Raw genomic sequence first — 19,181 nt, 5'->3', positions numbered from 1 at the left:
TTTACACGCGTTCTACGCCAATCAGAATGGCGGTTTCCGGATCCAGAATCGGCAGCGCAATACCCGCCCGCATCAGCCATTCGCCGCTTGCCGTTTGAGGGGCTTCCATCCACGCCGGCAGCTTGCGCATGGTGTGTCCGCCCTCGCCCGTGATCTGAATGTTCGGGTGATCCTGCAGCGTGATGCGGTACTGTGCGCTGGCGTCTAGCCCCGGCATGCGCAGCGGCATCATCAGGGTGTAATCCGGCATCGCGAGCTGGCTGACCATAAACAGCCCCTGCGCTTTGTCTTCACTCACTATACCCTGCGCCAGCGTGGTGGCATCCGGCATGTCCACGCGCCACTGGGTACCGTGATGAATCACCTCGCGCCACCGCTTATACAGCGCGGCGTAATGGCGATAGCCCTCACGCTCCTGCGCATCGACGGTGAGCGGATCCAGCTCCAGCCCCATATGCCCAAACAGCGCCGTCAGCCCACGGAAAGCGATGCTGTGCTGGCGGAAGGTGGCGTGACATTTATGATGACCGATATGCGCCCCCATCACCTCCGGCGGGAAGAAGTAGCTCATGCCGCGCTGGATCGTGTTGCGCTCCAGCGCGTCGTTGTTATCGGACGCCCAGAAGCGGTGGCTGCGGGTCAGCACTTCATAATCGATTCGCCCGCCTCCGGAGGAACAGGATTCAAACTCAATGTGCGGGAAGCGCTCGCCCAGCACATCCAGCAGGTGGTAAAACTGGCGGGTCTGCGCGTCGGCGGCGGCTTTACCGTTGTGCCCGGGCTGCACCAGCTCGCGGTTCATGTCCCATTTCACATAGTCAACCGCATGCTCGCCCAGCAGCCAGCTCATGCGCTCCACGAGATAATCAAAGGCCTGCGGGATGTTGAGATTGAGCACCAGCTGGTGCCGCCCGGTCGCCTGCGTGTAGCCCGGCAGCGCCAGCACCCAGTCAGGATGCGCGCGATACAGATCGGAATCCGGGTTAATCATCTCCGGCTCGATCCAGATGCCAAACTCCATGCCGAGCCGTTTAACGTGACTGATTACCGGCGTCAGGCCGTTCGGGTATTTTTTCTCATCCAGGTACCAGTCGCCCAGCGCGGCATGGTCGTCGTTGCGGCCTTTGAACCAGCCGTCGTCAATGATAAAGCGCTCCACGCCCAGCGCGGCGGCCTCGTCGGCCATGCGCATGATGTACTCCGGATCGTGGCTGAAGTAGATCCCCTCCCAGGTATTGAGGTGTACCGGGCGCGGTTTGTTTTCCGGGAAGCGGATGATGCTGTCGCGCAGATAGCGGTGGAACTGCTGGCTCATGCCGTTCAGCCCGTGCGGGGAATAACTGGCATACAGGCGCGGCGTCCAGAGCGTTTCGCCCTCTTCAATCGCCATTTCACCCGGCAGGTAGAGCGCTTCGGCCTGTATATAACGGCGACCATCGGTTTTCGCTTCGGCGCGCAGGCGGTGGTTGCCGCTCCAGCCCAGATGCACGCCCCAGACGTCGCCCTGCATTTCGCTGAACGATGGCGTACCGGCGATCAGCGCCGGGAAATGTTCGTGGGACGTTTTACCCCGACGGTTTTCAATGATAAAGCTGTCGTGTTCAAGCGTGACGCGGTGCGGCTGAAATTCTCTGATCCAGCGTCCGTGAAAGGCCATTACCTCCTGCGCGCGCTCGGCCACCGGCAGCGTGACGGCGAATCGGTCCACCTGCCACGCCAGCGCTTTCAGGTTGGTTAACCCATGGCGCACCACCAGCACGCCGCTAGCCTCCAGCGTCAGCTCGCTGGTCAGACGCAGCCCCGCGCATTCATCTTCGGCGGTTATCGTCAGGGTGTTTACGTCCTGCTGCACCTGCGTGGTTTTAAACACCGGGGAACCGTCCAGCCCCTGGCGATGCCCCTCAATACCGGGCGAGCCAAACAGCCCGTGCCCCAGCTCGGCCATCAGCGTCACCGGGGAGTCCACATCCAGCCTGCCGTTTGCCACCGGCCGCGCCAGCGTAGCGACATTCTGCGGCGAAAAGTGCTGAAGGTGCGGCCCCCAGTAGAGAATTTCGGCGAACGGTTGGGTTTTTATCACCACGTCAACCGTGGTGCTTTCGAGTCGTAAAATGGCATCTTGCATCAGACATCTCCTGTCGTCGGGATGCCTTGAGTGTTGATCCGAAACGTTTCGGATACAAACCAAAACGTTTCGGATCTGTGATCGGGTTTGGAAATTTACGCGGTTTAGGCCGTCTGGCCCGGGAAGAATTCGGGCTGCCAGAGCACCTGGAGCCGTTCGACGTCGTCGCCGTTAATCAGCTGGCGCACCATATCGGCAATCTGTTTCCCGACGCCCTGACGAGTGGACTGGATCACTGCCGCCACGTCAGCATCAACGATGCTGTCCTGCGGAAGTCCGTCATAAACCACCAGCGCAACGGCGTTCTCGCCTGTCAGGCGGCCCAGTTCCGCCAGCGCCATCGCCGCGCCGTCGCCGTGGGTGTTGCAGTCGGTAATGATGGCCGTGGGGGGCTGCGGCAGGGAGAGAAGTTCTTTCGTGGTGGCATACCCCACGCGGCGCGAAGGGGGCATAGCGCGCAGCCATTCGCTGGAGAGCCCGGCTTCCCGCAGCGCGTCCAGGTAGCCCTGTCGCCGCTGGGTGATAAATGCCTGATTATTGCTTTCGCCCAGCAGGGCGATGCGCTGATGGCCTTTCTCAATCAGCCAGCGGGTGGCCTGGTACGTGCCAGCATAGTTGTCGAAGTCGAACCACGCGTACGGCTGCGGCAGCTGACTGCGGCCAAGCGCCAGAAAAGGGAATCCGACGGCCTGCAGCTGTTCAAGTCGCGGATCGTGATCCAGCGTGTGGGCCACAATCAGCGCATCCACGCGGCGGCTTTGCACCATGCGCATATAGCTGTGCTTATCCGCCAGATCATCGTCGGCGATGAGCAGCAGGTCGATCTCATGTCGCGCCAGTTCGTGGCTAATTTCGCCGACCATGTCCATAAAAACGCTGTTATTGAGCGGAACAGGATGCACGGGAAAAACGAGGCCGACGGCATCAATTTTGCCCATCTTCAGGCGGCGCGCAAACGTATTAGGTCGGTAACCACGGCGCTGGGCCTCCGCCTCCACGCGGGCGCGCGTCTCAGCAGAAACATCGTCATACCCGTTGAGGGCGCGGCTGACGGTAGTGACGGACAGCCCCAGTTCTTTAGCAATGGCTTTGAGCGACATGATTTTCCGTATCTTCGTTAATTTTGTTCCGCCACCAGAAGGGCGTGGGTGTCTGGCTCCAGCGCCTTAAAGATATGCGGCTGGTCGGCAGGGTAGCAAATGTAATCGCCCGGGCCGAGTTCTTCCGCCGCGTCGATCAGGCCGACCATCGCCCGCCCCTGGGTCACGATAATATGCTCAACCGACCCCGGCGGATGCGGCTGGGAAATACGGTCTGCGCCCGGCTGCGTCAGCAGCAGATAGATATCACGACGCGCCCCCGGCGGACACGCCGCCAGCAAAATCGCCTCGTAATTGGCCTGCCCGGCAACCACCTTGGTGCCCTCGCCGCGGCGGATCACCTGCGTGATGGGCTGCTGCGGCTCCAGTAACCGGGCAAACGGGATATCCAGCGCCACGCAAAGCGACCAGAGCGTTTCCAGGCTAGGATTGCCGTTGCCAGACTCCAGCTGAGAAAGCGTAGATTTGGCGATCCCGGCACGGCGGGCAATTTCCGCCAGTGACAGCCCGGTTCGCAGGCGTTCCCGCACCAGGCTTTTGGCGATCACGCTGATTGGCTGCGTCATAAAAACGGCCTCTTTCTCTCTATAACGAACGATTCGTTCATCTTGTAAAACGATTTTGATGCGTTCATTATAATGGAAATACGTTCGATATGGCTAAAATGATATGAAGAATCCCCTCTCTTGCCTGAAAGGCGACACGATAAAAGCGATAATTTTGGTCTGCCTCGCGGTAGGCGTGGTCGGCATGTCTTACGGCTCCCTGGCGATGGCCTACGGTTTTCCGCTGTGGGTGCCGTTTGTGCTTTCCCTCACGGTGCTGGCGGGCGCATCCGAGTTTATGTTTATCGGTATTGTGGCAAGCGGAGGTAACCCGCTGGCGGCAGCGGCCGCCGGTTTGCTGGTCAACGCGCGCCATGTGCCGTTTGGCGTGACGGTGCGTGAACTGGTGGGCAAACGGGGTTTGAGCTATCTCGGCTGTCACATCATGAACGATGAAAGCGTGGTGTTTGGCCTGTCGCAAAAAACGCCCGAGCAGCGTAAAGCGGCCTACTGGCTGTGCGGTTTAGGCGTGGCGATTATCTGGCCGGTGGGGGCGCTGCTGGGTGCCATGGTCGGTAAACTGCTGCCGGACCCGGAGACCATCGGGCTGGACGCGGTGTTTCCGGCGATCCTGCTGGCGTTAGTGGTGCCCGCGTTTAAGAACCGTACCACGCTGATCCGCGCCTGCAGCGGTGCCGCGCTATCACTGGCTGCCGTGCCGTTTGCCCCGGTGGGTTTACCGGTTCTGCTCTCGTTACTCGGTCTCGCTGCGAGGAAAAAATAATGGGAAACATGACATTTTTTATTCTCGGCATCGCCATTCTTTCTGCCGGAACCTACCTGATGCGTCTCGGCGGGGCAAAGCTGGGCAACCGGCTGGCTCTCTCTGAACGATCGCAGGCGCTGCTTTCCGATGCGGCTACCGTTTTGCTGTTCTCCGTCGCGCTGGCGACCACGTTTTACGAAGGGGAACATTTTGCGGGCATGGCGCGCGTGCTGGGCGTGGGGTTCGCGGTGTTTCTGGCATGGCGAAAAATGCCGTTAATTGTGGTGATCGTCGCGGCGGCGGTGGTGACGGCGCTGCTGCGTCTGGCGGGTATAAACTAAAAAAGCGCCCCAGGGGCGCTCTTTCGACGGTATAGCGAAATTATTTGTTCAGTTCAGCGGTCATGTGTACGCGGTTACCGGTGAACGCCTGGGTAATTTTGTAGGATGACGCGCCCGCTTCCTGAGCCTGAGCCGCGATTTTCGCTTCTGCGCTATCAATGGTGGAAGCAGAGGCAGTCACTATCTGTGCAGCGAAAGAACCGAAAGAAGCAGCCAGAGCGATTACAGCGACAAAAGTTTTGATGCTTTTCATGATATAAACCCTTTCATTAAGTTGTTTAGGTAAGGCACCGTGCCTTGATGAGATAAATACTAGCCCTCATCCTGAACAACTAAAAGCGGAAGGATTTGCTATTATCGTTCAAAATTACTGATCAACCATTAACCGCTGCGGATGGGTATAAATCGTCGCCCTGCCCGGCTTGCAGAACCCCACCAGCGTCAGATTGCAGCGCTCCGCCACCTCCACCGCCAGCGTAGTTGCCGCCGACACCGCAAACAGAATTTCCACGCCGCACATCGCGGACTTCTGCACCATCTCATAGCTGGCGCGGCTGGAAACAAGCGCCGCGCCCTGCTGCCAGAGATCGCTCTCCCCCGCACGACGGCCTAATAGCTTGTCGAGCGCGACGTGGCGGCCCACGTCCTCATGCCCTCCAGCAATATCTCCTGACGGCAATACCCACGCCGCCGCGTGCGTGCAGCCGCTCAGTTGGCCGATGGGCTGAACATAGTTGAGATTTTCCAGCGCACGGTCGAGATGCGCCAAATTGAAGGTCTGGGTAAACGGCAGTGGCGCAACGGGCTTGCCAATATCATTAAGCTGCTCAACACCACAGACACCGCACCCGGTACGCCCGGCCAGCGCGCGGCGGCGCTCTTTCAGCCCCATAAAGCGGCGGCTGGAGAGTTCGATTTGCACTTCAAGACCGTTACACGCCTGAACCACGTCCATGCCGTAGATCTCCTGCGGGTGCGCAATGATGCCTTCCGAAAGGGAAAAACCGATGGCGAACAGTTCGAGATCTTTGGGTGAGGCCATCATCACCACGTGCGAAATACCGTTGTAAACGAGGGCAACGGGCACTTCTTCAGCCAGAAAATCGGGTGTGGCATGGGTAATGCGGGGCGGTCTGCGTACCGACATTTCCACAATGCCCGCAGGCAGTGGCGATGAGCGGGTAGCACGGTTTTGTTTAGACACAGCGGTATTCCTGAACAACCACGGAAGTAGGCCTGCTATTGCAGCATAAACCGCAGGCCTTACGCATAGTATGGATCAACTTTTCGACACTCATTGTCCTACTCATTAAGAAGAGGTGCAACCCGGCCCCCGCTACACCCCTTTAACATGCAGAGCTTATAGTGTGATCAGTGTCACACTTTATAATCAACACAGTGATAATACGTTCACTTTGTATTAACGCCGTTGGAACAGGTATACCGACATTGTGGTATTCTGATGATATCCCTCGGAGAAATGAGGGATTAACGCAAATTTTTCTCCTTTGCGGTCAATTCTCAACCGCGAAGTTAAAACTACATATATAAGCAATGTCGAACAAGGAGTGACCCATGCAGGTCAGCAGAAGGCAGTTCTTTAAGATCTGCGCTGGCGGTATGGCAGGCACCACGGCGGCGGCACTGGGCTTTGCGCCCGGCGTAGCGCTGGCGGAAACGCGGCAGTACAAACTGCTGCGCACCCGCGAAACCCGTAACACCTGTACGTACTGCTCCGTCGGCTGTGGGCTGTTGATGTATAGCCTCGGCGACGGTGCGAAAAACGCCAAAGCGTCTATTTTCCATATCGAAGGCGACCCGGACCATCCGGTCAACCGCGGCGCGCTGTGCCCGAAAGGGGCCGGTCTGGTGGACTTTATCCACTCCGAAAGCCGTCTGAAATTCCCGGAATATCGCGCACCTGGCTCCGATAAATGGCAGCAAATCAGCTGGGAAGAGGCGTTTGACCGCATCGCAAAACATATTAAAGAAGACCGCGATGCCAACTTTATTGAGAAGAACGCCGACGGCGTTACGGTCAACCGCTGGCTCTCCACCGGGATGCTGTGTGCTTCTGCCTCCAGCAACGAAACCGGCTATTTAACCCAGAAATTCACGCGCGCACTCGGTATGCTCGCGGTCGACAACCAGGCGCGTGTCTGACACGGACCAACGGTAGCAAGTCTTGCTCCAACATTTGGTCGCGGTGCGATGACCAACCACTGGGTCGACATCAAGAACGCCAACCTCATTGTGGTGATGGGCGGTAACGCCGCTGAAGCGCACCCTGTCGGGTTCCGCTGGGCGATGGAAGCCAAAATCCACAACGGTGCGAAACTGATTGTGATCGATCCCCGCTTTACGCGTACAGCGTCAGTGGCGGATTTCTACACCCCTATTCGTTCAGGTACTGACATCACTTTCCTGTCAGGCGTACTGCTGTACCTGATGACCAACGAAAAATATAACCGCGAGTATACCGAAGCCTATACCAACGCCAGCCTGATCGTGCGTGAGGATTACCACTTCGAAGATGGCCTGTTCAGCGGTTATGACGCGGAAAAACGTAAGTACGACAAAACCAGCTGGAACTACGAGCTGGATGAGAAAGGCTTTGCGAAGCGCGACACCACTCTTCAACACCCGCGCTGCGTATGGAACCTGCTGAAAGAGCACGTTTCCCGCTACACGCCGGACGTTGTTGAGAACATCTGCGGCACGCCGAAGGCGGACTTCCTGAAGGTCTGCGAGCTGATCGCGGAGACCAGCGCGAAGGACAAAACCGCGTCGTTCCTGTATGCACTCGGCTGGACGCAGCACTCCATCGGCGCCCAGAACATCCGTACCATGGCAATGGTGCAGCTGCTGCTCGGCAACATGGGGATGGCAGGCGGCGGCGTGAACGCCCTGCGCGGTCACTCTAACATCCAGGGTTTGACCGACCTCGGCCTGCTGTCTCAGAGCCTGACGGGTTACATGAACCTGCCAAGCGAGAAACAGACTGATCTGCAGACCTACCTGACGGCCAGCACACCAAAACCGCTGCTCGAAGGCCAGGTGAACTACTGGGGCAACTATCCGAAGTTCTTCGTCTCGCTGATGAAAGCCTTCTACGGCGACAAAGCGACGGCGGAAAACAGCTGGGGCTTTGACTGGCTGCCGAAGTGGGACAAAGGTTACGACGTTCTACAGTACTTCGAAATGATGCATCAGGGCCAGGTCAACGGCTATATCTGCCAGGGCTTTAACCCGGTGGCGTCGTTCCCGAACAAGAACAAGGTTGTTGAATCCCTCTCGAAGCTGAAGTTCCTGGTGACGATTGACCCGCTCAACACCGAGACCTCGACCTTCTGGCAGAACCACGGCGAATCAAACGACGTCGATCCGTCGAAGATTCAGACCGAAGTGTTCCGCCTGCCGTCCACCTGCTTCGCGGAAGAGAACGGTTCTATCGTCAACTCCGGCCGCTGGCTGCAGTGGCACTGGAAAGGCGCGGACGCCCCGGGCATCGCCATGAACGACGGCGAGATCCTGGCCGGTATCTTCTTACGCCTGCGTAAGATGTATGCGGCAGAAGGCGGCGCGAACCCTGAGCCGGTGCTGAACATGACCTGGAACTACTCGACACCGGAAAATCCTGCGCCGGAAGAAGTGGCCATGGAGAGCAACGGTAAGGCGCTGGCGGACGTTATCGACCCGGTCACCGGCGCGGTTCTGGCGAAGAAAGGCGACCAGCTCAGCACCTTCGCCCACCTGCGCGATGACGGTACCACCTCCAGTGGCTGCTGGATCTTTGCCGGTAGCTGGACGCCGAAAGGCAACCAGATGGCCAACCGCGACAACGCCGACCCGTCGGGCCTCGGCAATACGCTGGGCTGGGCATGGGCATGGCCGCTGAACCGCCGCATCCTCTATAACCGCGCCTCCGCTGACCCGCAGGGCAACCCGTGGGATCCGAAGCGTCAGCTTCTGAAGTGGGACGGCGCGAAATGGGGCGGCGTGGATATTCCGGACTACAGCACTGCCGCACCAGGGAGCGACGTCGGGCCGTTTATCATGCAGCCTGAAGGGATGGGGCGCTTGTTTGCTATCGACAAGATGGCGGAAGGGCCGTTCCCGGAACACTACGAGCCGTTTGAGACGCCGCTGGGCACCAACCCGCTGCACCCGAACGTGGTCTCTAACCCGGCAGCGCGTATCTTCAAGGGCGACTTTGAAGCGCTGGGTAAAAAAGACAAGTTCCCGTACGTGGGCACCACTTACCGTCTGACCGAACACTTCCACTACTGGACCAAGCACGCGCTGCTTAACGCCATCGCGCAGCCGGAACAGTTTGTGGAGATCGGCGAGAAGCTGGCGAACAAGCTCGGCATTGCCCATGGCGATACCGTGAAGGTCTCCTCTAACCGCGGCTACATCAAGGCCAAGGCGGTGGTGACCAAGCGTATTCGCACGCTGAACGTTCACGGTCAGCAGGTGGATACCATCGGCATCCCAATTCACTGGGGTTATGAGGGCGTGGCGAAGAAAGGGTTCATTGCGAACACCCTGACGCCGTTCGTCGGTGATGCGAACACGCAGACGCCGGAGTTTAAGGCCTTCCTCGTGAACGTGGAAAAGGTGTAACGGAGACGACTTATGGCTTATCAATCTCAAGACATTATCCGTCGTTCCGCGACTAACGGTTTCACGCCCGCGCCTCAGGCGCGGGACCACCAGCAGGAAGTGGCGAAGCTGATCGACGTGACCACCTGTATCGGCTGTAAAGCCTGTCAGGTGGCCTGCTCTGAGTGGAACGACATCCGTGACGAAGTGGGTCACAACGTCGGGGTGTACGACAACCCGGCAGACCTGACCGCCAAGTCCTGGACGGTAATGCGTTTCTCGGAAGTGGAGCAGAACGACAAACTGGAATGGCTTATCCGCAAAGACGGCTGTATGCACTGCGCGGATCCGGGCTGCCTGAAGGCGTGTCCGTCAGAAGGGGCTATCATTCAGTATGCCAACGGCATCGTCGACTTCCAGTCCGAGCAGTGCATTGGCTGCGGCTACTGCATCGCGGGCTGTCCGTTCGACGTGCCGCGCATGAACCCGGAAGACAACCGCGTCTACAAATGTACCCTGTGCGTTGACCGCGTTAACGTGGGCCAAGAGCCTGCATGCGTGAAGACCTGCCCAACCGGCGCTATCCACTTTGGCTCCAAAGAGGATATGAAAACGCTGGCGGCAGAGCGCGTGGGCGAGTTGAAAACCCGTGGTTATGACAACGCGGGCCTGTACGATCCGGCCGGGGTTGGCGGTACGCACGTGATGTACGTGCTGCACCACGCCGACAAGCCGAACCTGTATCACGGCCTGCCGGAGAACCCGGAAATCAGCGCCACCGTGAAGTTCTGGAAAGGCATCTGGAAACCGCTGGCCGCGGTGGGCTTTGCTGCCACCTTCGCAGCGAGCATCTTCCACTACGTCGGCGTCGGTCCGAACCGTGCGGAAGAGGAAGACGACAACCTGCATGAAGAGAAAGACGAGGTGCGCAAATGAGAAAACGTGACACCATCGTGCGCTACACCGCGCCGGAACGCATCAACCACTGGGTCACCGCCTTCTGCTTCATGCTGGCGGCGATAAGCGGGCTGGGGTTCTTCTTCCCCTCCTTCAACTGGCTGATGCAGATCCTGGGCACGCCGCAGCTGGCGCGCATCCTTCACCCGTTCGTGGGTGTGGTGATGTTTGCCTCGTTTATCATCATGTTTTTCCGCTACTGGCACCATAACCTAATCAATCGGGATGATATCTTTTGGGCGAAGAATATTCGTAAGATCGTCGTCAACGAGGAAGTGGGTGATACCGGGCGTTATAACTTCGGCCAGAAATGCGTATTCTGGGCGGCGATTATCTTCCTGGTCCTGTTGCTGGTGAGCGGCGTGATCATCTGGCGTCCGTACTTTGCGCCTGCTTTCTCAATCCCGGTGATCCGATTTGCGCTAATGCTGCATTCATTTGCCGCAGTGGCGTTAATTGTGGTTATCATGGTGCATATTTACGCCGCCCTCTGGGTGAAAGGCACCATTACCGCGATGGTGGAAGGATGGGTAACCAAAACGTGGGCGAAGAAACATCACCCGCGCTGGTACCGTGAAGTCCGCCAGAAACAGGAAAAGTCATCTGAATGAGTATTCGCATAATCCCGCAAGATGAGCTGGGGTCGAGCGAGAAACGTACGGCGGAGTATATTCCGCCGTTGTTATTCCCCAGACTCAAGAACCTCTACAACCGCCGCGCAGAGCGTCTGCGCGAGCTGGCAGAGAACAACCCGCTGGGCGATTTTCTGCGTTTTGCCGCGCTGGTCGCCCATGCGCAGGAGGTGGTGCTGTACGACCACCCGCTGCAAATGGACCTGACCGCGCGCATCAAAGAAGCTAACGAGCAGGGCAAGCCGCCGCTGGATATTCACGTCCTGCCGCGCGACAAGCACTGGCATAAGCTGCTTCATTCGCTGATTGCCGAGCTGAAGCCGGAGATGAGCGGCACCGCGCTGGCGGTCATTGAGAACCTGGAAAAAGCCTCTGACCTGGAACTGGAAGAGATGGCGAGCGCGCTGTTTGCCTCCGACTTCTCGCTGGTCAGCAGCGATAAAGCGCCGTTTATCTGGGCCGCGCTGTCGCTCTACTGGGCGCAAATGGCGAGCCTGATCCCGGGCAAAGCCCGCGCCGAATACGGCGAAGCGCGCCAGTTCTGCCCGGTCTGCGGCTCAATGCCGGTCTCCAGCATGGTGCAGATTGGGACCACGCAGGGGCTGCGCTACCTGCACTGCAACCTGTGTGAAACCGAGTGGCACGTGGTGCGCGTGAAGTGCAGCAACTGCGAGCAGACTCGCGATCTCAACTACTGGTCGCTGGAAAATGAAGACGCGGCGGTGAAAGCCGAAAGCTGCGGCGACTGCGGAACCTACCTGAAGATCCTGTATCAGGAAAAAGACCCGAAAGTCGAAGCGGTGGCGGACGATCTCGCCTCGCTGATTCTTGATGCGAAGATGGAGCAGGAGGGCTTTGCCCGCAGCTCGATCAACCCGTTCCTGTTCCCGGGTGAAGGGGAGTAATCTCCTGTGAGAGTGCCGGGCGGCGCGAGCTTGCCCGGCCTACACCTGGTAAGGCGTAAGGACCTCGTCAATACCCGCAAAATCTCTCGTGTTGCGAGAAATCAACGGACATTTTCTGCTCTGCGCTGTAGCCAGGATGATAGCATCAGGCAGTTTCATTCCATGCTTCTCACGTAGTAAAACGCTTCTTTCCGCGATATCCCGAGACACATCAATAATTTCAAAAGCGCCCATCACGGCTGCCGTTTTCGCTTCATGACCATGCCTGCGAGCGCCCACCATCACTTCCATCCAGGTAATTAAGCTGATGGCACGATGCGACGCGGTATGCTCAATCGCATCCGCAGCTTCAACACGGTTGTTGAAGAGATCAATGAGAATATTGGTATCAAACACTGCCATGTGCTCCATGATTACCACTCCTCACGCAGCTTGCGTTCATACTCAAGCCCGTCCTCTTTTCTGTCTCCCCACAGACCAAGCGCATTTCGGATAACAGAAGAACTCTGCTGGTCGAGATACAGCTCAATCGCTTCGCGAAGCAGTTCAGCACGTGGTTGATTTCGCAATTGCTTGAGGTTATCCAAACGTTGAATCACGTCATCAGACAAATCGATAAGTATTCTGCCCATATCAAGTTCCGCCAAAACGCTCATATATCACCTTAGTATATCATCTTTGGTTAATTTTCAGGCAAAATACTCTTTATCAATTTAGGGTGAAAGGACGTTTTTTAGGGAATGATCGATTTTGCGAGCCGCTTTCCACAATATGCACCTCTCAACATTTCTCTGTTTTCATCTGCTGTAAACCAGGCTATAAACTGTATAAACACACAGTAAAAGGACGTAACCATGGCTCTGGAGAAGGGTATTGATAAGCTGGTACAGGAGTTTATTGCCGCAGGACGACCTTCCTCGCGAAAGCAGAGTATTGATGACCGGAGAAGCGGATATGTCGCCAGCACAGCGCTGGCCGGGGAAAAAGAAACTCGTGTCCAGGTTGAAACGCTTGTTCTTGAGGATTTGACCTTTCGGGTATTTTCGCCTGTCAATGCCCCTGAAACGTTACCTTGTGCCCTCTACTATCATGGCGGTTGTTTTGTCAGCGGTGGGTTTGAAACCCATGATAATCAGCTTCGCCAACTGGCGTTTTACGGTAACTGTCGGGTCATTGCGGTTCAGTACAGACTCGCACCCGAGCATACCTTCCCCGCTGCGCATGACGATGCAGAGAGAGCGGCAGATCTTGTCTGGCAAAATGCAGAACAATTAGGTGTGGATAAAAACCGGATTACACTTTGTGGAGACAGCGCGGGAGGCCATCTTGCGCTGGTAACATCATTGCGGCTTAAGGCCAAAGGTCTCTGGGATCCCGCACAGCTCATTCTTATCTACCCCATGCTCGACGCTACGGCCAGTTTTGAAAGCTATACCCTCAATGGCATGGATTACGTGATTACTCGCGATACCCTTTTGAGCGGCTATGAAATGTATCTGGCTGGAGCCGACCGTCAGCATCCTGAAGTCAGCCCGCTGTGGCGCAACGACTTTAGCGGTCTGCCAAAGGTCCACATTGTTACCGCTGAGTATGATCCGTTACGCGACGAAGGCGAGGCGCTTTGTCAGCGCCTCACGGAGCAAGGCGTGAAGTGTACCGCTCAACGATGGCGGGGTGTAATACACGGCTTCTTTCAGTTGAGTGGAATTAGCCAGTCAGCGCGAGACGTTATGCGAGATATTGCCTGGCGCATTAACCATGCCGGGCGAGAGTGAGAAGGAGACTACTCCTCCTCGTTCCCGCCCTCTTCATACGCCCCATACGGCTTCGCAGGAAGAACGATATAGGTGCCTTCAAACACCGCGCCCGGCGTTTCATCGCCGAACAGCTCAACCTGCATCTGCACGCGCGCTTTGCGGCCACGTGCCAGACGATCAAGATCGCCGCCCAGCGCGCCAAGGTCCGCCACCGCGCTCGGCTTGCCGCTGATCGGCGCACTATAGCGAATGTGGGCATCGGCCAGAATAATGGTGCCGCCAAGATGCCGCTCGCGCAGCATTAGCCAGATCAGCCCCCAGCCGGTGAGCGTCGCCAGGGAAAACAGGCTGCCGGCAAACAGGGTGTGGTGAGGGTTCTGATTGCCGGTTTCCGGCATGGTGGTAATGAATTTTTGCCCGGTGTACTGCTGAATGCGCACGCCCATCTTTTCACTCAGAGGGATGTGTTCATACCAGGCCTGCTGCAGCTGCCCGCACCAGTCCGCGCGATGAAGAATATCGTCTAGCGTGGCGATGGGTTTGATCATCAAAAAGTGGCGAATCGGCGTGGTTTGCGGGGCGGTGATTTCACCCTGGTTAACAAAACCGAGTTTGGCAAAAAACTCCACGGCATCTTCCCGGGCGCTACAGGTGACGCGCTTAACGCCTTCCTGACGGGCGACGGACTCCAGCGTCATCGCCATTAGCGTCCCCAGCCCTTTATCCTGCACGGAAGGGTGAACCGCCATAAAACGAATCGACGCTTCGTTATCAGCGTTGATATACAGTCGCCCGACGGCGACGAGGTTGCCCTCTTCGTCCATCACCATCTGATGATGGGCCATCGCATCCCAGGCGTCGCGTTCAGATCCTTTTGGCTGATGCAGTGGCTTGCGCAGCATTTCCCAGCGGAACTGGTAATACGCTTCTAACTCTTCTTCCGTTTGCGGTACTCGAAGGTGATACATAGCTGTACTCTCTCTTGTTACCCGCGGCCACGCCGCCAGTTGGCTCATACCTGGAGCCAGAATGTGACGGGGCCATCGTTCACCAGCGAGACCTGCATATCTGCAGCGAATCGTCCGGTTTGCGTATTCATTTCCTGTTGGCGACAACGCTCAACAAAGTATTCGTAAAGTGCTTCTGCACGATCCGGCGCGGCGCCTTTAGAGAAACTTGGGCGCATGCCGCGCTCGGTATCCGCTGCCAGCGTAAACTGGGAAACCACCAGCACGCTGCCGCCCGCCTGCTGGACGTTCAGATTCATCTTGCCTTCCGCATCGCTGAATATGCGGTAGCCCAGCACGCGCTCGCATAAGCGGTTCGCTTTTTGTTCGTCATCATCCTTTTCGACACCTAACAACACCAAAAGTCCTGGGCCAATTTCACCCGTCACCTCTCCCTCCACGGTGACGCTGGCACGGGTTACGCGCTGTATCAATGCAATCATGGTTGGTCTGCTTCTAATTGTTTTTCAGCTTCTGCTGCTTTTTTAAGTTCGCGGTATACGCCGAGAGTGACAGTTATTTCGGCACCAAGCAAGACGATACACCAGGTCCAGTAAACCCAGACAAATAAAATGGGGATCACCGCCAGCACGCCGTAAATCAGTTGATAAGACGGGAACATGGTGATGTAAAGGGCAAACCCTTTTTTACCCAGTTCAAAAAGCACTGCCGCCACCAGCGCCCCAACTACCGCATCGCGGTTAGGCACGCGCGTGGTCGGTACAACGCTATAGAGCAGCCAGAACGAGAGCCAGGACAGGATCAGCGGAAAAATACGCAGCACGTTATCAATCACGCTGTTTAAATCACTCGCCCAGCGCAAGGAGAGAAGATACGAACTGATTGCCAGACTCGCCCCAGCCAGCAACGGCCCCAGCGTTAAAATCATCCAGTAGACGGCAAAGGAATAGACCTTAGGACGGATTTTTTTGCTTCGCCAGATGGTGTTAAGCGCGCTGTCGATAGAGTACATCAGCAGCAGCGCGGTGACGATAAGGCCGCACGCCCCCACCGCCGTCATCTTGCTGGAGTTGGCAACAAACTGCTCGATGTAGTTCTGGATAACATCCCCGGTGGCCGGGATGAAGTTCGCGAAGACGAAATGGCGAAGCTGCAGGCTAACGTCCGCGAACATCGGGAAAGCGGAAAAGAGCGCAAAGATCACCGCCACCAGCGGCACTAATGAGAGCAACGACACGTAGGCGAGGTTACCCGCCAGCGTGGTCATGTTGTCCTCATCAATGCGGTGCCAGAGCAACTTCAGCCAGGCCCTCAGCGGGCGAGTATGATGCGTGGCTTTTTGATGAACGGTTTTTAGCATAACTGCTTCGCAAAGTAGTTCGGTATCGTCTCTTTTCCGGTCACCAGAATTGACGTGATACCCAACTGGTTAGCTCCCTCTATATTATCGGCGTTGTCATCGAAAAAGACCGCATCGGCCGCGGTGAATCCCTCTGCCTGCAAAACAGCCTGATAAATTCGCGCTTCAGGCTTACGCATACCCATCTCTTGCGAAAGATAGATCTTATCTGCCGCCGCCTTAACTTCGGGGTATTCCTCTGGCCAGAAGGTCGTGTGCAGACGGTTGGTGTTAGACAGCACGACCACCCGGTGCCCCTGCTCGCGCAGTTTGTGCATAATGTCGATCACTTCCGGACGGATCGCGACGAATACCGCCTGCCAGCCGTGAGAAAATTGTTCATAGCTTAACGAAAGCCCCATCTCCTGGCAGAAGCGTTCAGCAAACTCTTCATCGCTAATCTCGCCGCGCTCATGCTGATGGAAGGTCTCACCCATCGCGAAATCCTGCTTTAACGTCGCCAGCGGCACACGGCTAAAGTCGCTCCAGGCACCCAGCACCCGGTTAAAATCGATATCGACGATTACGTTTCCTAAGTCAAAGATATAAAGCATGTTTATCTCCTTTCGCCGTGGAGAGATAACTGTAGCGGGAATCACGAGATTTGACTATGCGTGCCGTCTAAGGTGTGCGATTGATTTTTACGGCGCGTTTTTACGGCAGTACAGCGAAGGGACGTTTGACGCGGCAAAAAGCCACGCTCCACGGTACTCATCAATCATCAGGCTCAGATCTCTTCCCGGCGTGCGATAAAAACCCGGTAGCGTTGCATTGATATCAGCCTCATCCGCACTATCGGCGAAGGTTTTAACAATACGATCGTTATTTAATACGCGCGCGTTCTGGTGATCGCTGTAGTGGAAATAGATGGTGCGGTTGACTTCAGAAACCACGTGACCAAACAGTTTACCGTTAATGACAGCGGTCCCTTCCCGATGCTGCATTCGCCATGAAACCGTTCCTACAAATCGGTTTTTACCAATCGTCCATTCCACATCACCTGTACAGCGTATCGGCGCACTCGAAAAATGCGAATACGCTAACCAGCCGCTGGTAATAGCAGCCCCCAGCAACGCCGCCAGCAAAATAATACGATTCCCGAGTGTCATCATTGCTCATGCGCCCAAAAATAATGCGTGGTACATAACGCTGCCGCGTCATGTCGCGCATCGTTATTACAGACAAACGCCGCGATTCGCTCCGTTTTACTATAGCCGATGAGAAAAACGTATCGGTTTCCGGCACACAAGCTGGGATAATTTTTTAACAAGCGAAGGTAATGGTCCTGCATATGTTCATTAGGTGCATAAAAGAGTTGGCAGGCGTTGGTCGTGCTGCCCATTGAAAGTGGAATGTAGTGACTAAACGGCATGTTCTGGTGATGTTTATATAATATGACCCCGTTAATAAGCGCGATCAGAAAAAGCGTAGCGGTGGCTATTATTAACCACGCCGGCTTCTTCATCGCGGTGCCTTCGGCTATTGCCACGTCTTCACTGGCAATTATCGGCTCGGCGGTTGGGGTAAATACTTCAACCTGGGTGGCTTCGGAAAGCGTCAGCCCGCGACGCGAAATCGTTTTTACCGTATCGCGCGGCAACCCCACTTCAGCCAGCGCATTGCGCAATGTCAAAATGGCCTGGTAAAAGGTATTCGGTGTGGTGACATCGTTACGCTCACCCCATCCCACCACCATTAACTGATTTTGCGAAATTATTTCGCCAGGATGGGTAACGAGATAAAGAAAGCAGAGATTGGCAGGAAGCTGCAAATGTATCGTGCGCCCGGTAATATGATTCGCCAGGGTTTTGTTTTCCGGGTCATACTCGACCAGCTTGTTAATAAGATACAATTTTACTTTCCTCTGCAATAACAATATTTAACCCCACAAACCCAAAAAACACACGTATATTTAACAACAGTATAGGTCAGAAGGATCAGAGCGCGACACACCCGTACCTAAGATTAGAAACATCGCATTATTTTTCAATTGATTACAAATCGGTTTTCTTAGGTGAGCCTCAGCTAAAAGGACATAATGAGATTTCATTACACTTCACCAGGTCAAATAATTATATTGAGCCACACGTTGAGAAAAGACTGACGTTCAGGAAGATCGAGGTGACGAATCTTTAGCTATTAGTGCTGTTTCGTCAATTTCCTTCCGGGGTTGTTTTTGCCGAATAATCTTAATGGGTTGATGAATATTCCTGGGTAAGGTCTGACAATCAATGTTCTGTCGCTATGTCTGCGGCCTGCAAGAATTGAGACAGCCAGGAATTTATTTTCTCTGGCATTATTTCTCATAAATACGACAGCAACGCTGGATATGTTTCAAGATTGACACATTTGAAAGGCAGTGAAATATTGATAATGAAAATAAGACAGGAGTGGACTGGATGATAACATCGTCGCAAAAGGTTGTCCGCTGTATAAGCTGCGAATTGTCCTGTCAGTTATTTCCGGATAACACGGTGCGCTCACAATACTGTGGCAGCGCCTCCTTCGCAGTTTGGCCGGTGGGAAATCATTTCCTGCAACTTGCAGTAGAAAATAAAATATTGTCTGGGAACAAGAATCATTTATTACGCGGATTTATTTTTGTAGATTTTTCGATGTATAACCTGCGCCTGCTTGTCGATCCGCAATGGATTGAACATCTGGCGATGACTAACATGCACATCGTGCTTATCGCGGACCGTAAACTGGAGGCGTTGGCTCACTATTTTTTCGCTCACCACAGTGAAATAAAGGGAATTATTTATTCAGATGACGATGACGCTATATTGCAGGAAAAAATTAACCATCTTTTTTCCGGCAGGCGAGTGAGCAGCAGGCGTGGTAATACCGTGAACACTGTTGAATTCACTTTACTTAACAGACTTATTTCAGGGGTGTGCCTCCGGGAGATAATAAAAACAACCAGCATTGATGTGAAAAAAATTTACGTTCATAAAATACGATTAGAGAGGAAGTTAGGTACCAGCATTCATAAAATACTCGTTTCTATTTTGTAATTTCAACTTCTTAACATGCCCACATTTAATGGTGTGGAGGATGTTTTACGCCTGAAAGAAAGGG

Annotated in this window: 21 protein-coding genes; 8 read left to right on the top strand and 13 right to left on the bottom strand. The window is 55.4% G+C overall.

Going from position 1 to position 19,181, the window contains the following annotated elements; all coding sequences use genetic code 11:
* Position 1: 1 nt before the first annotated feature.
* The 3 genes from IM271_RS15800 to IM271_RS15790 form a co-directional block, all read right to left on the bottom strand.
* Positions 2-2,125 carry an alpha-galactosidase gene (locus IM271_RS15800; protein ID WP_193052845.1) on the bottom strand — a complete coding sequence of 708 codons (2,124 nt, stop codon included), beginning with the start codon at positions 2,123-2,125 and terminating at the stop codon, positions 2-4.
* A gap of 104 nt (positions 2,126-2,229) precedes the next feature.
* Entirely contained in the window at positions 2,230-3,225 is a 996-nt protein-coding gene (locus IM271_RS15795; protein WP_028014866.1) for a LacI family DNA-binding transcriptional regulator, read from the bottom strand.
* Positions 3,226-3,242: 17 nt separating this feature from the next.
* Positions 3,243-3,791: a helix-turn-helix domain-containing protein gene (locus IM271_RS15790; protein WP_063437458.1), complete on the bottom strand. Its 549-nt coding sequence runs from the start codon at positions 3,789-3,791 to the stop codon at positions 3,243-3,245.
* Positions 3,792-3,894: 103 nt separating this feature from the next.
* Between IM271_RS15790 and IM271_RS15785 the strand changes: the two genes are divergently transcribed.
* The gene (locus IM271_RS15785; protein WP_028014867.1) at positions 3,895-4,554 is read left to right on the top strand and encodes an AzlC family ABC transporter permease; all 660 of its coding nucleotides are present in this window, start codon (positions 3,895-3,897) and stop codon (positions 4,552-4,554) included.
* Positions 4,554-4,877, top strand: coding sequence for an AzlD domain-containing protein (locus IM271_RS15780; RefSeq protein ID WP_028014868.1), 324 nt, complete (start codon positions 4,554-4,556; stop codon positions 4,875-4,877). The genes IM271_RS15785 and IM271_RS15780 overlap by 1 nt, the downstream gene beginning before the upstream one ends.
* 40 nt (positions 4,878-4,917) lie before the next feature.
* Here the strand turns inward: IM271_RS15780 and IM271_RS15775 are convergent, their stop codons facing one another.
* Together IM271_RS15775 and fdhD are read right to left on the bottom strand one after the other, a co-directional pair.
* A complete protein-coding gene (locus IM271_RS15775; protein ID WP_193052844.1) occupies positions 4,918-5,130 on the bottom strand; it encodes a DUF1471 domain-containing protein in 213 nt (70 codons plus the stop codon).
* 114 nt (positions 5,131-5,244) lie between these two features.
* A complete protein-coding gene (fdhD, locus tag IM271_RS15770) occupies positions 5,245-6,081 on the bottom strand; it encodes a formate dehydrogenase accessory sulfurtransferase FdhD (protein ID WP_193052843.1) in 837 nt (278 codons plus the stop codon).
* 371 nt (positions 6,082-6,452) lie between these two features.
* Here fdhD and fdnG point away from each other — a divergent pair, with 371 nt between their 5' ends.
* Genes fdnG through fdhE form a run of 4 tightly spaced genes read left to right on the top strand, consistent with a single transcriptional unit; the run spans position 6,453 to position 11,976 of the window.
* Entirely contained in the window at positions 6,453-9,503 is a 3,051-nt protein-coding gene (gene fdnG / locus IM271_RS15765) for a formate dehydrogenase-N subunit alpha (RefSeq protein WP_120266897.1), read from the top strand.
* Between the two features lie 12 nt (positions 9,504-9,515).
* Positions 9,516-10,418, top strand: a complete 903-nt coding sequence (gene fdxH / locus IM271_RS15760; RefSeq protein ID WP_003861960.1) for a formate dehydrogenase subunit beta — start codon at positions 9,516-9,518, stop codon at positions 10,416-10,418.
* Positions 10,415-11,050: a formate dehydrogenase cytochrome b556 subunit gene (gene fdoI / locus IM271_RS15755; RefSeq protein ID WP_015569914.1), complete on the top strand. Its 636-nt coding sequence runs from the start codon at positions 10,415-10,417 to the stop codon at positions 11,048-11,050. The genes fdxH and fdoI overlap by 4 nt, the downstream gene beginning before the upstream one ends.
* Complete coding sequence (gene fdhE / locus IM271_RS15750; RefSeq protein ID WP_028014872.1) at positions 11,047-11,976, top strand: formate dehydrogenase accessory protein FdhE; 930 nt, start codon at positions 11,047-11,049, stop codon at positions 11,974-11,976. Before fdoI ends, fdhE begins: the two co-directional genes overlap by 4 nt.
* Positions 11,977-12,015: 39 nt before the next feature.
* Here the strand turns inward: fdhE and IM271_RS15745 are convergent, their stop codons facing one another.
* Positions 12,016-12,387, bottom strand: coding sequence for a type II toxin-antitoxin system VapC family toxin (locus tag IM271_RS15745; protein ID WP_082697289.1), 372 nt, complete (start codon positions 12,385-12,387; stop codon positions 12,016-12,018).
* A 2-nt stretch (positions 12,388-12,389) separates the two neighbouring features.
* The gene (locus IM271_RS15740) at positions 12,390-12,632 is read right to left on the bottom strand and encodes a ribbon-helix-helix domain-containing protein (protein ID WP_015569912.1); all 243 of its coding nucleotides are present in this window, start codon (positions 12,630-12,632) and stop codon (positions 12,390-12,392) included.
* A gap of 198 nt (positions 12,633-12,830) precedes the next feature.
* Between IM271_RS15740 and IM271_RS15735 the strand changes: the two genes are divergently transcribed.
* Positions 12,831-13,751: an alpha/beta hydrolase gene (locus IM271_RS15735; protein WP_028014874.1), complete on the top strand. Its 921-nt coding sequence runs from the start codon at positions 12,831-12,833 to the stop codon at positions 13,749-13,751.
* 8 nt (positions 13,752-13,759) lie between these two features.
* Here IM271_RS15735 and fabY read toward each other — a convergent pair whose 3' ends face one another.
* The 6 genes from fabY to IM271_RS15705 all read right to left on the bottom strand — a co-directional run bounded on the left by fabY (position 13,760) and on the right by IM271_RS15705 (position 17,952).
* On the bottom strand, positions 13,760-14,701 hold the full coding sequence (gene fabY, locus IM271_RS15730; protein WP_028014875.1) for a fatty acid biosynthesis protein FabY: 942 nt from the start codon (positions 14,699-14,701) through the stop codon (positions 13,760-13,762).
* Between the two features lie 44 nt (positions 14,702-14,745).
* Positions 14,746-15,183, bottom strand: a complete 438-nt coding sequence (gene dtd, locus IM271_RS15725; protein WP_008501836.1) for a D-aminoacyl-tRNA deacylase — start codon at positions 15,181-15,183, stop codon at positions 14,746-14,748.
* Positions 15,180-16,061, bottom strand: coding sequence for a virulence factor BrkB family protein (locus IM271_RS15720; RefSeq protein ID WP_045260235.1), 882 nt, complete (start codon positions 16,059-16,061; stop codon positions 15,180-15,182). Before IM271_RS15720 ends, dtd begins: the two co-directional genes overlap by 4 nt.
* A complete protein-coding gene (yihX, locus tag IM271_RS15715; protein ID WP_045260234.1) occupies positions 16,055-16,654 on the bottom strand; it encodes a glucose-1-phosphatase in 600 nt (199 codons plus the stop codon). Before yihX ends, IM271_RS15720 begins: the two co-directional genes overlap by 7 nt.
* Positions 16,655-16,741: 87 nt before the next feature.
* Positions 16,742-17,212 (bottom strand): hypothetical protein, encoded by a 471-nt coding sequence (locus tag IM271_RS15710; protein WP_028014878.1) that lies wholly within the window; start codon positions 17,210-17,212, stop codon positions 16,742-16,744.
* Complete coding sequence (locus IM271_RS15705; protein WP_049001390.1) at positions 17,209-17,952, bottom strand: winged helix-turn-helix domain-containing protein; 744 nt, start codon at positions 17,950-17,952, stop codon at positions 17,209-17,211. The genes IM271_RS15710 and IM271_RS15705 overlap by 4 nt, the downstream gene beginning before the upstream one ends.
* A 547-nt stretch (positions 17,953-18,499) precedes the next feature.
* Between IM271_RS15705 and IM271_RS15700 the strand changes: the two genes are divergently transcribed.
* Positions 18,500-19,117: a helix-turn-helix transcriptional regulator gene (locus IM271_RS15700; protein WP_193052842.1), complete on the top strand. Its 618-nt coding sequence runs from the start codon at positions 18,500-18,502 to the stop codon at positions 19,115-19,117.
* Positions 19,118-19,181: the final 64 nt, after the last annotated feature.

This window comes from Enterobacter cloacae complex sp. I3 (assembly GCF_014896175.1).
In the GTDB taxonomy this organism is placed as follows: domain Bacteria; phylum Pseudomonadota; class Gammaproteobacteria; order Enterobacterales; family Enterobacteriaceae; genus Enterobacter; species Enterobacter bugandensis.
This window is presented reverse-complemented; position numbering and strand designations above follow the sequence as displayed.

Coding starts and splice junctions, on each gene's coding strand:
- IM271_RS15800 (WP_193052845.1), bottom strand. CDS start 2,125: ATGCAAGATGCCATTTTACGACTCGAAAGCACCACGGTTGACGTGGTG.
- IM271_RS15795 (WP_028014866.1), bottom strand. CDS start 3,225: ATGTCGCTCAAAGCCATTGCTAAAGAACTGGGGCTGTCCGTCACTACC.
- IM271_RS15790 (WP_063437458.1), bottom strand. CDS start 3,791: ATGACGCAGCCAATCAGCGTGATCGCCAAAAGCCTGGTGCGGGAACGC.
- IM271_RS15785 (WP_028014867.1), top strand. CDS start 3,895: ATGAAGAATCCCCTCTCTTGCCTGAAAGGCGACACGATAAAAGCGATA.
- IM271_RS15780 (WP_028014868.1), top strand. CDS start 4,554: ATGGGAAACATGACATTTTTTATTCTCGGCATCGCCATTCTTTCTGCC.
- IM271_RS15775 (WP_193052844.1), bottom strand. CDS start 5,130: ATGAAAAGCATCAAAACTTTTGTCGCTGTAATCGCTCTGGCTGCTTCT.
- fdxH (WP_003861960.1), top strand. CDS start 9,516: ATGGCTTATCAATCTCAAGACATTATCCGTCGTTCCGCGACTAACGGT.
- fdoI (WP_015569914.1), top strand. CDS start 10,415: ATGAGAAAACGTGACACCATCGTGCGCTACACCGCGCCGGAACGCATC.
- fdhE (WP_028014872.1), top strand. CDS start 11,047: ATGAGTATTCGCATAATCCCGCAAGATGAGCTGGGGTCGAGCGAGAAA.
- IM271_RS15745 (WP_082697289.1), bottom strand. CDS start 12,387: ATGGAGCACATGGCAGTGTTTGATACCAATATTCTCATTGATCTCTTC.
- IM271_RS15740 (WP_015569912.1), bottom strand. CDS start 12,632: ATGAGCGTTTTGGCGGAACTTGATATGGGCAGAATACTTATCGATTTG.
- IM271_RS15735 (WP_028014874.1), top strand. CDS start 12,831: ATGGCTCTGGAGAAGGGTATTGATAAGCTGGTACAGGAGTTTATTGCC.
- fabY (WP_028014875.1), bottom strand. CDS start 14,701: ATGTATCACCTTCGAGTACCGCAAACGGAAGAAGAGTTAGAAGCGTAT.
- dtd (WP_008501836.1), bottom strand. CDS start 15,183: ATGATTGCATTGATACAGCGCGTAACCCGTGCCAGCGTCACCGTGGAG.
- IM271_RS15720 (WP_045260235.1), bottom strand. CDS start 16,061: ATGCTAAAAACCGTTCATCAAAAAGCCACGCATCATACTCGCCCGCTG.
- yihX (WP_045260234.1), bottom strand. CDS start 16,654: ATGCTTTATATCTTTGACTTAGGAAACGTAATCGTCGATATCGATTTT.
- IM271_RS15710 (WP_028014878.1), bottom strand. CDS start 17,212: ATGATGACACTCGGGAATCGTATTATTTTGCTGGCGGCGTTGCTGGGG.
- IM271_RS15700 (WP_193052842.1), top strand. CDS start 18,500: ATGATAACATCGTCGCAAAAGGTTGTCCGCTGTATAAGCTGCGAATTG.